This is a genomic window from Sphingomonas sp. BAUL-RG-20F-R05-02 (assembly GCF_022662305.1).
Classification (GTDB): Bacteria; Pseudomonadota; Alphaproteobacteria; order Sphingomonadales; family Sphingomonadaceae; genus Sphingomonas.
Window position 1 is genome coordinate 46,330 of record NZ_JAKNQH010000014.1, and the last position, 13,407, is coordinate 59,736.

Consider the following 13,407-nt stretch of genomic DNA (forward strand, 5'->3'; position numbering starts at 1 on the left):
TTTTTGTACGAAACCGGCGGTCGGTTCACTTCGCCTTGGCGATTTCAACCGCGTAGACCTGCGTGCCGCCGTACATGTTGGAGCGGAACACCAGCCATTTGCCGTCCGGCGTGAAGTTGCCGTTCGGCTCCAGGCGGTAATCCTGCTTTGCCATGTTCACGAGCTTCTCGGAGGTGAAGTAGCCTGGCTTGATGAGCGAGGCGGCACCGGGCGCATGGATGCCGGCGACATCGGGAATGCCATGCGGCGTGAACAGGTAGAGGTACTTTCCGTCCGGTGCGTGCGCGACCATCTCGGGATCGCCGCCGTCACCGGAGAAGTGCTGACCGTCGGGTGCGCTGTGGTAATGTACCGACCATTCGTTGCGCTGTAGGTGGTAGCGCGTGCGCGCGCCGGTCGCGACGTCATAGCCCGCCACCCAGAAATCCTCGCCACGCGGCGTTTGCAGGTCGTACCAGATCGTTTTGCCGTCCTGGCTGAACCATTCGTGCCCGGCGATTTCCATGTTCATGATGCGGTGGTGGAGGGCAAGCGGCGGCGTATCGGGATGGTCGAGCCGCATCAGCCATAGCCGGTCGACCTTGTGCCATGGCCCCTCGTGGCAGAACATCAGCAGCTGCGGATCGGTGGGCGAGAATTGCAGATGGTTCAGCCAGTCGGTCGCGCGGTGGATCACGCGCTTCTCACCGGTGCGCGTGTCGATGGTGAACATCGTCATCGGGATCTTGGCCTCGAGGCGCTCGTTCATGCGCACCTCCTTGGACTCGGCATAGCTGAGCGGTTTCCCGTCGGGGCCGTTCGCCTTGTAATCGGCCTGATCGTAGCGCGTGTCGCGCTTCTTGAATGCGTCGAGTGCGCCGCTGGTCGAGGCGGGATCGGTGTCGACGCCGGCCAGCAAGGTCTCGTCCGAATTGATCGTCTGGATGTCGCCCCGGTCCAGCGTCGCGACCTTACGCACCTTGCCGCTATCCACATCGGCGGCGAACACCGTCTTTGGCCCGGTGCCGTCGGCGGATTGCGTCTGGTAGAATGCGGTGCGGGTGCGGTGGCCGACAAACAGGAAACGGAACGGCGTGGCGATCTTGACGAAGGTCGTCAGCTTATGAGTCTTGAGGTCGACCCTGGCGAGACCTTGCGGTGTGGAAATGACGAGCTGATCGCCCTGCGGGGTGTAGCCGTTGAAGTTGAAATAAAGGCTTGAACTGCCCGGTTCGTCGGACAGGCGGATGACGCGGTGCCCGGTTGAAGGGTCGATCCACGCGCGCGGCACATTCTGCGCCTGCGGCTGTGCGTGCGCGGCGATGGGGGCAAGCGCGATGATCGTTGCCGATATCATCCGTTGCGAGATGCACCCCATGATCGATCCTCTCATATGTTCATATTATGGGACGATCTTCTATATAATGCCCTACTTATTGTCAACCCAGATTGGCGGTATTTGGTGTACCGGGTCGCCGAATCTTGCGCTTGCCGTTCCATCCGGCTCCGTTCATCGCGGCATGATGCAGGCGTCGGGGGATACACGTTGGTGGTGGCGCGAAGTGCGTGCGATGGTCGCGCTCGCGTATCCGCTCGTTCTGACCAATCTCGCACAGGCGCTGATCGCGACCACCGATGTGGCGCTGCTCGGCTGGGCCGGGGCGCACACGCTGGCGGCGGCGTCGCTCGGCGTCAATCTCGTCAACGCCTGCGTGTTCTTTGGCACCGGACTGGTCAGCGCAGCCGCGCCCATGATCGCGCAGGCGCTCGGTGAGCGCAGCAATGCTGTGCGCGACGTGCGGCGCACCGTTCGGCAGGCGATGTGGGTGTCGGTCGCGCTCGCCGTGCCGATGTGGTTAGTGCTGTGGCAGGCCGAACCGATCCTGCTGTTGTTCGGCCAGCAACCTGATCTCGCGCACGACGCGGTTCGGCTGGTGCACCCGATGATGATAGGACTGCTGCCGCTATTCTTCTACTATGTGTTGCGTGCGTTCGTCTCCGCGCTGGAACAGCCGATGTGGGCGTTCGTGATCGGCGCGGTCGCGGTGGTGCTCAATGCGGTGCTTAATTACGCGTTGATTTTCGGGCGGTTCGGCCTGCCGCCGCTCGGCCTGTTCGGCGCGGGGTTGGGGAGCGCATTATCCAACCTGTTCATGTTCGTCGGCATGGTGTTGGTGGTGACGCGGCAGCGCCGCTTCCGCCGCTTCCACCTGCTCGGCAACTGGTGGCGGGCGGATTGGGCGCGGTTTCGTGGGTTATGGCGGATTGGCCTGCCAATCGCGGTGACAGTCGGGTTCGAGGTGACGATCTTCAACTGCGCGGTTTTCCTGATGGGGCTGATCGGTACCGCCGAACTCGCCGCGCACGCTATCGCCATCCAGCTTGCCGCCTTGTGCTTCATGATCCCGCTCGGGCTTGCTCAAGCGGCGACGGTGCGGGTCGGGCTGGCTTTCGGGCGCGGCGATGCGGCGGGCGTGTCCCACGCCGGGCGCGCGGCCTTGGCGATCACGATGGTGGTGATGGCGGTGACCGCAACCATCCTGCTGGCCCTGCGGTGGGAACTGGTTGCGTTGTTCCTTGAGCCGCATAGCCTCGCGGAACAGCGCGTCGCCACCCTTGCGGTGTCGTTCCTCGGTGTTGCGGCGCTATTCCAGTTCTTCGATGGTGCGCAGGCGGTGGGCGCGGGGATGCTGCGCGGGCTTCAGGATACCTTCGTGCCGATGCTGCTCGCACTGGTGGGGTACTGGATCGTTGGCTTGGGAACGGCGGTGGCGCTTGCGTTCTGGTGGGACTGGGGCGGCCTCGGGGTTTGGATCGGGCTTGCCGCAGGGTTGGCTTCGGTGGCGGTGCTGATGGTGGGCCGCTGGACGCTGCGCGCACGTTGATACCGCTACCAGTTGCAATCTTTGCAACCGGGCGCTTGGTGTTCGCACTTGCAGCATGATCCGCAGAGCCGCATATCAGCGGTGCCTTTCAGGCATCCTCTCCTAAAACTTTCAAAAGCCGGTCCCTTCGGGGATCGGCTCTTTTTTTACGTTCGCCGCGTCAGTAGACTGCTCGGCAGGCCAGCTTGGGCAATGCGCCAGAGCTTCTGCTGCTCCGGCTTCATTATGCCGTGATCGCGTAACCCCGATCCCGGGCCTGCCTGCTGGTCGCGCTGGCTTTGCTAACGAGCAGGATCACAGTTTTGATGGGGGGGTGGTGCCCGAGGACGGAGTCGAACCGCCGACACTGCGATTTTCAATCGCGGGTGAAGATGTTCCCGAAGAAACCCAAAACTTCCTAAGCCTCTACAATATAGACGAATTCTTATGAGGGACAGATCGGCGGCTTGCCTTTTTTATCCTCCCATTTCCCCCCGTTTCCTGGACTGGTTACACAGGATTTACACACGACCGCGCAGGCGAGCGGCGCTGTGGACGAGTCCGCCCAACATAAATTGTCTGGATTGCGCCGCCACCGGAGGTATCGGTTCGCAAAGCAACGCTACTTCGCGATACTAACTGCGCTTTTGTAACAGAAGTCTAAGAGTCTCTCGGACCAGCCTTCAATACATCGTAGCGAGACACTGGTGGCACCCTCTTCCATATCAGACTGCCAACCGCAGTTGCATCGTCGAAATCAATTCTAGTCGATCTATCGACGTAAGTTGCGTATTCCCATTCTAGGTAGTTGAAGGCCGCGTCAAAATCAGAGAATCCATTCGGGCCGCATGATATATCGCCGATGACTCCCAATATCTGGTCAAAATAATCATGAGCACTGTCTGCTAGCGCGGCGATATACGATGGAACAGCCCCAAGATGTACAACTGAATTTCTTGCTCTGTAGATTCTACGAAGCTGCCATTCTACCTTTCGTAAATGAGTGTCGAGCATTAAGGTTATGCCGCCAGATGAGGTTACAGCTTTATGTATCCGGTAAATCCTGTTCCGTAGTAGCGCATTACTTTCTAGAACCGCTAATAAGTTGCGCAGTTCACCCAATCTTGAAGGTTGGGTGCATAGCGCTAAAAGCTGAAACTTCTTTTGAGTTCCAACATTGGCGGCACTCTCAAGTATGACGCCTGCGCGTTTACGGTTCTAGTGTAATAAATCGTAGGTTAGCGAGGAGAATATTCTATCGATGTACTTCAAGCCGACACATGGTATTACGCCGGAAATGACGCTTTCGATTTTGCTTGAACCTTTTTTTGACGGGCATATCGTTTCAAGAGATATCCACGTATTCAAAAGTTTATTAGGCAAGGACTCACTGTCCATGCTAAGTCCATGAAATTCGGAAACGCTAACGAACTTTTCATAGTGCCTTCCTTTTAAAAAGGCAGAATGCTTCATGATGTTAGTTAGCTTTCTTGACGCCAGTCGTTCAGAGGAGTCGCTCACTGCGCGCCTAACATAGCCTTCACTTCGAACAAGTTTTACGCCCGCTTCACAGCATTGCTCTAATAATATTTCATCATACAATACAAATGGATTGTCGTGGTTGTACATTCTGTACATATTTTTGAGCAGTGAGACACGACTTTGAGCCTTTGCAATAGCCGAGTGTCTGTCGAGAGCGGTGATATTCTGCACTAGAAGGAATCGATTGCCAGACCCTTGCGGCTCTAAGTCTATTTGGTCGCTTAAAGCATCGAAAGGAGCAGGAATGTCACGCAGCACGCTTATACCTAACGGCTCGAATCTAACCGCATGCAGGGCGTCCACATTTTCAGTAACCCTAAAGCAAACATTAAAAGTGTGTCCTTGCGGGAAAATTCTTAAGTACAATTGTCTTACGTCTTCAATACAAGATAAGTCACCACCTTCGCCCCAAAAAAATTCAGTCACCGCCTCGTGAATAAATCGCCTGCTCATGCTAAGATTAACAAGAGTGGTGACAATCTCCGTTGCGAGAAATTCTATATCGGTCTTTCGGCTTGTAGCGAGGAGTTCGATAGCTAAGTGCATTGCTTGTGTGGCATATGCCCAGCCAGATAGCTCTTGCTTTAATTGCATAAGTATACCGAAAACTATATCGGGTGAAGCGGCACGTATTTTATTAATAACCTCTCTGTCCGCCGGAATGATACCGCTCGAAACGATATTGCCGGAAAGACGGAACGTTAACTCTTCGATAATCGGATTGATTGACGAAGATGGCACTCCACTTGATGCGTTTGCTATCAGACTCGCCTGCTCTACTGCTTCCATCAGGAGCGAAGGTATGTTCACCGTCGGCGCGCGAAAACTGTCTAGGGAGGCTGGGGAAGATAGCTCCTCCAAACGTTGTGCGAAAAAGATGAGTGCTTCTTCGTCGCGAATACCTTCTTTGATGGCTGTAGGTCGATCGCCACGCATTTGGTTGCCCCTCAATTGCCCGATAGGTTTTCTGCAACGTTGGAGGTTTCATGTCGGTCGATCAAGCGTTGCGTTCGCGGCACAGGATTTAATCGGTCGATTCCGATACACCGCGCACGCTTGTAACAGAAACTAGACTCGACTCCTTTCGATACACCATCTACTAACGTTACACCGATTCGATACAGGGTAACAAAGATGAGCCGCGTTTTTGCATATTGCCGGGTTAGCACGGGTGATCAGACCACGGACAACCAAGTTCGAGAGATCGAGGCGGCAGGCTTTGCCGTAGATGCCAAGCGCATCATCACGGAAATCGTATCAGGATCGGTGGCCGCATTGGAGCGTAAGGGCTTCGCTAAGCTCGTAGACCGGCTTGAAGCTGGCGACGTGCTGATAGTGACGAAGCTTGATCGGCTGGGCAGAAACGCGATTGACCTTCGCGCCACCGTCGAGCGCCTAGCGGGTGAAGGTGTCCGGGTTCATTGCCTCGCGCTTGGCGGTGTCGATCTTACCAGTGCGGCGGGCAAGATGACGATGGGAGTTATAGCTGCGGTTGCCGAGTTCGAACGAGACTTGCTGATTGAGCGTACACAGTCTGGGCTTGCTCGCGCAAAGGCAGCAGGAAAGGCCCTAGGAAGGCCACAGGCGCTTAGCAAAGAGCAGCAAGAACAAATCATAGCTGCGCGTGCGCAAGGTGTCTCCTTGGGCGTCCTAGCTAAGCAATTCGGCGTGTCCCGCCCTGCCATTCAACGAGTTGAGCGCCGGGCGCTTAGCTAAGGTAGACTCCTGCAACATCGGCGCATATGTCTGCACTGTTGCTTCGACTTTGAACGGAAGGAGCGACCCGCAATCGGCGGCGAACATAGGCTCTCGGCTACGCCGGGCGGCCTGCGGAATATAAGACCTTCGGGAAATACGCGGGAGGCGTGTCCCTATGTTCGCGTCGTTCAACCGACCCCGGTTTGTCGGGGCGGAGCGGTAAAACATGGGGACAACGATTGATGCGCGTGACTTCGTTCGCAGCGTTGGTACTGCTCGCTTTTGCCACACCGGTAACGGCTCATAAGGTAGAAACGGCCTTTTCTGATTTAGGCCCCGAACCAGAAGACCCAATCGGCGCGACAAAGAAGCTGATGCTCGATGAACTTCGCGATCCTGACAGCGCGCAGTACCGCTTCATCGGTATCCACCCCGCGCACTGCAAAGCCGGGTGGGCGAAAGGTAATAATGGTTGGACCGGGTATGCCGCCACCGTTGAGATCAACGCTAAGAACGCTATGGGCGGTTACGTCGGGTTCGCCAGCTACACCGTGCTTTTCATCAACGGCTATGCATGGAAGTCAATCGAGGGCACAGAGTTCGGCGCTTACGGGCCTTCAAAGGGTATGCTCGGACTTGACGGTGGCGCTGGAGTGTGTCGATGGTTGGATCACTGAAACACACCGATGTCTTACTAGACTAACACACCTGCCATACGAATCGGGTCCCAGCTTACCGACCGCGTTAGGCTATCCTCACACTTTGCAAAGACGATTAAGTGGCTCGCACTATGATAATCAAAGCGCGTTGATCTCTCGCTAACCAAATTATCATAGCTGATTTATCCGCGCGCTAGATGGTGCCTGTAGCAACGCTAGGCCGGGGCGAGAACCCTCCCGCCGCCTCGGTCTAACGCTGTTGCACCACGCGTTTGTTCGCTCTCGTGCGAAACCATCGATTGTACCAGAGGCGTTCTCTTAACCGACGCGCGCATTCGCGTATTCATAGAAAAGGGCCGCTAGTTTCCTAGCAGCCCTTCAACGTTGCTAAAGCTGTCTTCTCTTACGCAAAGGCAATCTTGGTCGACTTGCGGCGGTAACGCATCGCAGCGCCCATGCCGATGAAGCCAAGAATCATCATGCCCCAGGTTGCCGTTTCGGGAACCGAAGGCGTGAACGCGATGCTGCCGCCGTAGGAGCCATTACCGCGCGAAATGCCGTTCACGACGATCGAATTTGCACCAGCCGAAAGCATAACGCCGGCGCTCGACGCGATTTCTACAATCCCGTTTACCGACTTGCTGATCGTCGCGGCAGCGCCGTTGATCAGAACCGACGTGAAGTCGAGGTCGGTGGGGCCGTGGAACTTCGCAGCTACCGTGGTCAACGATCCGCCACCGACACCGTTGGTCGGAAGCAGGAAGTTGTACGTATCGGTGAAGGCGCCGGCAGAAGTTACGGTGTTACCCAGGTTAGCCGAAATCGAACCGCGATAGCTTGCGTCGACGTTCGAAGGGGTAACCTCAAAGCTCGCTTTCGGTGCAAGCGTCGAAGTGCCGGTGATTACGCAGTTACCGGGCTCGCAGGTCACATCAGCGTAAGCGGCTGGAGCGCCAAGAACCGTCACGGCCAGACCGGCCATCATCAAAACAGATTTCCGCATACTCATCTCCCTTCGCAGTTAGACATTCTAACCGTCTCTGCGGGTATGACACGCGCGAGACGCAGTGTGGTTACCCGCATTTTAAGGTTACGTACATACACGGATGGAAGCGCGCGCCCCGTTCTGAGCACCCGCAGCATTTTCATCCAGTTTGAAGCATTCTAACTAATCGCGGCCTATTAGGCATAACCACTTGGCAGCGGTTACTAGGCCGGGGTTTTCGCATGTCCCGGCCTAGGTTTGCGTCGGTTGCGGCAGAAGGCTGCTCAATCCAATTTGGGCTGCAACGCGGCAGTAGTCGCTTTGTTCGCGCTTATATGCTTTTCTAAGCGCTCGCTCTGCCACTTGGTTCGAAATATGCCGGTAACATTTTACAGGCAGATGAGACACAGTTGGTGTTGTGCGTTATCCTTGAGCTTACAGGCGCAGCCGGGCGCGTGGTTCAATCAAGCGGTAAGAGCATGCAGCTCGACAATGGGACTCTTACCGACCGCATCGGGAATGATGCTCTCTTTTAAAAACGCTTTTAAATCGCCTAGGAGGCCCGTGCAGCGCAATTTCGGTTATAAGCCTACTCTGCTAGTCTAGACGGACAAAACCCTCTGTACGGTGCTTAAAACGACTTACAAAGACGTTGTTTTCAGATGAGCGGAAGGCGGTTTGACGACGGCGCTCAAGACGCACGTAGTGCAAGTTATTACACGGTACAGCGACACCGTCCGCCGTTTTACCGTCGAAGGTATTCAAAGAAGAAAGGGCCAATAGTTGCCTAGCAGCCCCTATAGTTTTCTTAGAGCTACTTCCCCCTATCCAAAGGCAATCTTGGTCGACTTGCGGCGGTAACGCATCGCAGCGCCTATGCCGATGAAGCCGAGGATCATCATGCCCCACGTGGCAGTCTCCGGTACGGGCGATACAGCGGTTAAGCCAAATTGCTTATCCATATCGTGGTAGCCAGCAAGTTGAACTGCTGCTGTCGGATGAACGCCATCAAAGGAGAAAATGCCTGCACAACCGGTTGTTTGTGCGCCCTCATCGATGCAAGTCGTATCAATTCGCTGCGGCGGCAATCCGAAGGAAGCCGGGTCGTCAATCACGCGCTGATTAAAGCTGCTAAGGCTGTAAAAAAAGAAATCGGTATTAGACCTCAACGCAACATTTGTAAGCGCTGTATTAAGATAACCATTAGCATCGGCTGTTAGCGGATCACCCGCTCGGGGGAAATCAGTCATAAGAATATTGCGAGCGCCAAGGCCAATTAACGTGTTCACTCCGGAAACGTACTGTTGCGCTGCGGCCTGTAGATAGCTGTTGGTATCAGGATAATTGCCAATCGCTCCGTCTTCGCCGAAGACACCTTCCGCGCCAAAGACATCGTTTCCACCGAAGTTAAGGATGTATAACCCGTTTGGATCGACGCCTCGGCCAGATACTTGAAAGGCGTCAAGTTGCGCTTTCAAGTCAGGGATAGCATCGCCGGTGTCTACAATGCGCGCACCGCCAATAGCGAAGTTGCCGCCGCCCAACAGCGACGGCGTGGTCGGTACGCCAAAGAGATCAAGAGATAGGAGATCAGGGTAATCATAGCCGTTGGTAAACCGGTTTTGAAAGTAACCCTGCGTTGGATCAGGATCGCTACCATCGCTTGCAATGTAGTAGTTTCCCGCATCTACCAAACTGTCACCAAAGACCGTCAGCGATGTGTAATGAGGCGTATCGCGTTGCGCTAACGCTGGTGTGGCGACGATCGATAGAAAGACGCCGATCGCACAAAATGAAATTCTTGTCATCATATTCTTCCCCCTTACGAGCTTTTATAAAGGAAGAACCGCGGACGTCTTCATATTTTTTTATTGCGATGCCGTAACCATCGATCGATATTAAATCACGCTAACACGTCGAACCTGGAACGTTGCAGGGAACTGCGTTCGTTGCGTAGGATAACACGGATCGTCTTGGCGACAGAGTTCGCAATGCCTCCGACTTGTTGTTATCGCTATCGAGCATATCGCCTTGAGCCAATCGATCATACCGTTGAGCATAAAAGGCAGATGGGTGCTTCTATCAGGCGTTACGGGTATGCCGTTAGGCACTGGGAAGCCCTTGCTCACAGCATCGGGGATGGTGCCGACGATTAAACATGCTCTAAAATCGCCTGTAAAGCCCGTACAGCGCGATTCCATTTGTTAAAGCTACTGTACCAGCCTGACGCAACAGGCTCTCTGCACGAAGCTTAAAACGGGCTTGCTGATGAGGCAGGCTTAATTCAAGAAATACCTGAATTACAGATCACCCGCGAACATAACGTTTCTAGTAAGGTAGAAGAGGGGTGGGGGGGGGTTATATATTATATCATAATTATACAACCTGAATCATCGTCTGATAACTTGGTTTGAGTTCCGGTTTGACACCGACCGTTGTTTCAAATTCCATTGAAAATATATGCAAGGCAATTGCCATGCTCATCAACGGAACTCTGATCGAGTCATGTACCGGCAATGCCGTAATTCCAAGATCGTTTAACCGAACAACGGTGTTGATGATGACCTCGCTTTCGATGAATTGAAGGTCGGCCCAGTCCATGTTTACCGATGCGCGATCGGTTAAGAAGGGATGATGGGCGAATACCTTATCTTGAATCTTACGGAATGGATAATCTGCGGCAATATCCCTGCTGTGGTCTTTTAAGTATTCCTTTTTCGTGTCACGCGGCCAAGACTTGGGTATCTTCCGCTGACTAAGGGTAAGATTCACCATCAATTTGACGATGTTACGGTCCATGCCAGGAATGCGGTACAAGTCTTCACTGTGATCGAAGTATATGCCGTTTTTAGCCAAGTATATGACCGGGTGACTTGAACGGATATCAAGTTCCACCGTTGGCTGGCCGTTGATGGTGATGCCTTCGCGATCGGCTTTGCTAAGGGCTTGGTAGCCTCCGCCCACAGACCAGATGCGGCCGCCTTTGCGGTAGCCGTGGCCGTGCATATCACCCTGATTAAAGATGCAGCGGAAATAGTCATGGTCCGCGCCGCCGATCGTTTGTTTGGACGTGAAGGCGTTGATGCGTTGTAATTTGCAGATGCGGGCTGCAACTTCCGGGCGGTCGTAGTCGATCGCCATCCGCTTGCCTGATATCCGCTTTCCCTCCTTCCAGTGCGATGCATCGTTAAGGAAGACCAAATCGGCAGCCGTCTTCGGCATGATGCGCCGTGCGAAATGGGTATGCTGATTGCCGGGTGTGATACCGAAGCCTGCCAAGGTCGCAATGAGGTGCGGCGCGGGGGTGATCCGCGTTACAGCGCCAGTTTGCGTGTCGCGATCCAAGTACCCGCTGACGCGAACCACCAGCTTCGTCTCATGCAACCTATCAAGCACCAACTTGGCGTTGCGATACCCAACGCGAGCGCCGTTGAACGAAGCTGCCGCCATAGGGCGACAACACGCTCTAACGGGCTGGTGGACGGCGGCGCGCAACAGATCGCAAACTATTGCGCCGATCGCATCGCGAAAGGGAGCTTTGCTTTTAGTGGCAAGACCGTTGCCACCAAGGAAGTTGAAAAGACTGTCCACCGCTTGCTGTGCAGGCGCGGAAGTGGGGTAGCCCTCTAAACTCATGCGGACGGTCGGCTCATCCCAAAAAGAAGTGCCCGAGTTGACGGACACCAAGCCGATATCCGCATCGTTAGCTGGGGCGCGGGTACAACTTGTCTCGGCCCGACGCTTAAGGAGCATTGATGATACTGCGGTCGCCATCAAAACACCACTCTCTTGGGGATCGTGGTATTCGTGCTATATTGAAACTTTGCGGCGGCTATGTTTAAGTAAATATAAGTTTTGTTTAGATGATACATTGATTTTCTAGATATGAATTGTGAGAGACGTTTAAAAAACGCCTAAATTAACATGACGATTTTGCCACGGTTATTCCTGCCGAGGAGAAATAGCGCCATGTGACGGTTGGAAGGGCTGCTTGGTCAATGATCGCCCTAAAACACGCAGCCCTCACTAAGTATTAGATGAGCGAGACGATCATAGCGCCCGGATGATGGATTAGGTAGTATCCACCGAGCATCGAAACACATAGGCCACGCGCCCTAGCCATAAGCAGTAATTTCGCCTCGGATGACTTAGTGCCGACCGTTGAGATCTTCCGCTTAACCATTCCAGTAGGCAGATTTAGGGCAGCAGCTTCAAAAATCGCGTTAAGATATGTGGCCTCTGAAATCGGAATGATACCGCCTAGCCATCCGCATGCCACGGTGCGCGCACGTCGGCTCATGAATTCCATCCTTGGTGAATGAATGAGTTCAGATCGTCTTCGAAGTAGAATACGCGCCCGCCCACCTTGCCGCACCGGGGTCCGAGGCCCCGAGCGGCGTAGTTCGCAAGAGTTTTGGCGCTAATTCCGAGATATGCAGCCGCCTGCATACGGTTATAACGCCCGTCTGGCGTGCAGTTGACAGTACAATTCATTGGTATAAATTCCTCTATATTGAGTGCTTCGGCGATTCGAGGTCGCCGTCAGCTGCAATACGTGAGGTGAAATCGTAAAACAACGGCTTGTACCTGTAATTACCAATACAATTACTGTCGCATAATCTTACATGACCTCTTAACGCAACCATCTTAACTACGGTTTCTACTATGACTCTTAAATACGAACGGCTAACCCGCGAGGGTATTAAGCGCCTCACTCCCGGCGGCAAACTTACCGAGCACGGCATCACGGTTGAACGGTCTGCCAAGGGTGATCTGGTCTATCGCATCAATATAATGGTGGATGGCAGGCGCATTCACCGCGTCATCGGTAAAGAAAGCGATGGCGTTCGCCGGGAGCAGGCGGAGCGGGCGATAGAAAGCTTGCGGACCAAGGCGCGCGAAGATCGTCTAGACCTTCCGGAGGGGCGTAAGGTGGCAAAGCCGTTCCTGCTATGCGGCCAAGATTATATAGCCCGCTTGCGCCTTGAGGGGGGAAAGTCGATTGAGCGGAAAGAGCGCTCGTTCGAGTTGCACCTAAACGGGTTCTTCGGGGCTAATCCGCTTTCAAAAATCTCACACTCGGATTTGCAGCGATATCGAAAGCATCGGCTGGGGCAGGGCGCGTCGGATGCGACGATTAATCGTGAGCTAGCGGTTGTGTCCCATCTTTTCGGCAAGGCCGTGGAATGGGGTTGGATTAGCAACAGGCCAGCGAAGATACCGCGCGCGCAAGAAAGCGGTGGCCGGATCGTCTATTTGACCACAGAACAGTGTCAGGCGGTGCTAGCGGCGGCGCAGCGGGACATCAGTCCGCATATCTATGCTTTCACCTTAATCGCGCTATCCACGTCAATGCGCATGAGCGAGATTCTTTCAATCCGGCGGCACGACATCGATCTGCCGTTGAAGCGCATTTTTATACCTTTGGCTAAAGCCGGAAAGCGCGAGCAACCGATAACCGCCGAACTAGCGCGTTTTCTAGAGGGCTACGTTAAGAGGCTGGCGAACGATAGCGACTGGATTTTCCCTAACCCAGCAAGCGCCAGTGGGAGGCTGACGGGGATACGAAAAGCTCACCGTCGCGTTGTCAAAGCGGCGGGCTTGGACCCGGATATAGTTGTGCGCCACACGCTGCGCCACACGGCCATCACGCACCTCGTTCAGGCCGGTGCGGATTTGC

The 13,407-nt window shown here is 54.7% G+C and carries 10 protein-coding genes; 4 read left to right on the forward strand and 6 right to left on the reverse strand.

Translation table 11 applies throughout. From position 1 onward, the window contains the following. Window positions 1–25: 25 nt before the first annotated feature. The gene (locus tag L8F97_RS18930; RefSeq protein ID WP_242153788.1) at window positions 26–1,372 is read right to left on the reverse strand and encodes an oligogalacturonate lyase family protein; all 1,347 of its coding nucleotides are present in this window, start codon (window positions 1,370–1,372) and stop codon (window positions 26–28) included. Window positions 1,373–1,550: 178 nt separating this feature from the next. Here L8F97_RS18930 and L8F97_RS18935 point away from each other — a divergent pair, with 178 nt between their 5' ends. Then, window positions 1,551–2,864 carry an MATE family efflux transporter gene (locus L8F97_RS18935; RefSeq protein ID WP_242153791.1) on the forward strand — a complete coding sequence of 438 codons (1,314 nt, stop codon included), beginning with the start codon at window positions 1,551–1,553 and terminating at the stop codon, window positions 2,862–2,864. Window positions 2,865–4,061: 1,197 nt separating this feature from the next. Here L8F97_RS18935 and L8F97_RS18940 read toward each other — a convergent pair. Then, on the reverse strand, window positions 4,062–5,321 hold the full coding sequence (locus tag L8F97_RS18940) for a hypothetical protein (RefSeq protein WP_242153793.1): 1,260 nt from the start codon (window positions 5,319–5,321) through the stop codon (window positions 4,062–4,064). A gap of 198 nt (window positions 5,322–5,519) precedes the next feature. Here L8F97_RS18940 and L8F97_RS18945 point away from each other — a divergent pair, with 198 nt between their 5' ends. Further along, window positions 5,520–6,101 carry a recombinase family protein gene (locus L8F97_RS18945; protein ID WP_242153795.1) on the forward strand — a complete coding sequence of 194 codons (582 nt, stop codon included), beginning with the start codon at window positions 5,520–5,522 and terminating at the stop codon, window positions 6,099–6,101. 230 nt (window positions 6,102–6,331) lie between these two features. After that, complete coding sequence (locus tag L8F97_RS18950) at window positions 6,332–6,760, forward strand: hypothetical protein (RefSeq protein ID WP_242153797.1); 429 nt, start codon at window positions 6,332–6,334, stop codon at window positions 6,758–6,760. Window positions 6,761–7,145: 385 nt separating this feature from the next. Here the strand turns inward: L8F97_RS18950 and L8F97_RS18955 are convergent, their stop codons facing one another. The 4 genes from L8F97_RS18955 to L8F97_RS18970 all read right to left on the reverse strand — a co-directional run bounded on the left by L8F97_RS18955 (window position 7,146) and on the right by L8F97_RS18970 (window position 12,221). Further along, window positions 7,146–7,745 carry an FxDxF family PEP-CTERM protein gene (locus tag L8F97_RS18955; RefSeq protein ID WP_242153799.1) on the reverse strand — a complete coding sequence of 200 codons (600 nt, stop codon included), beginning with the start codon at window positions 7,743–7,745 and terminating at the stop codon, window positions 7,146–7,148. A gap of 806 nt (window positions 7,746–8,551) precedes the next feature. Next, window positions 8,552–9,538 (reverse strand): SGNH/GDSL hydrolase family protein, encoded by a 987-nt coding sequence (locus tag L8F97_RS18960; RefSeq protein ID WP_242153801.1) that lies wholly within the window; start codon window positions 9,536–9,538, stop codon window positions 8,552–8,554. A 565-nt stretch (window positions 9,539–10,103) separates the two neighbouring features. Continuing rightward, window positions 10,104–11,504 carry a hypothetical protein gene (locus tag L8F97_RS18965; RefSeq protein WP_242153803.1) on the reverse strand — a complete coding sequence of 467 codons (1,401 nt, stop codon included), beginning with the start codon at window positions 11,502–11,504 and terminating at the stop codon, window positions 10,104–10,106. 519 nt (window positions 11,505–12,023) lie between these two features. Next, window positions 12,024–12,221: a helix-turn-helix domain-containing protein gene (locus L8F97_RS18970; RefSeq protein ID WP_313932057.1), complete on the reverse strand. Its 198-nt coding sequence runs from the start codon at window positions 12,219–12,221 to the stop codon at window positions 12,024–12,026. 171 nt (window positions 12,222–12,392) lie between these two features. On the opposite strand from L8F97_RS18970, the gene L8F97_RS18975 reads away from it, so the two are divergent. Further along, on the forward strand, window positions 12,393–13,407 hold a 1,015-nt coding region (locus L8F97_RS18975; RefSeq protein ID WP_242153805.1), incomplete at its 3' end, for a tyrosine-type recombinase/integrase.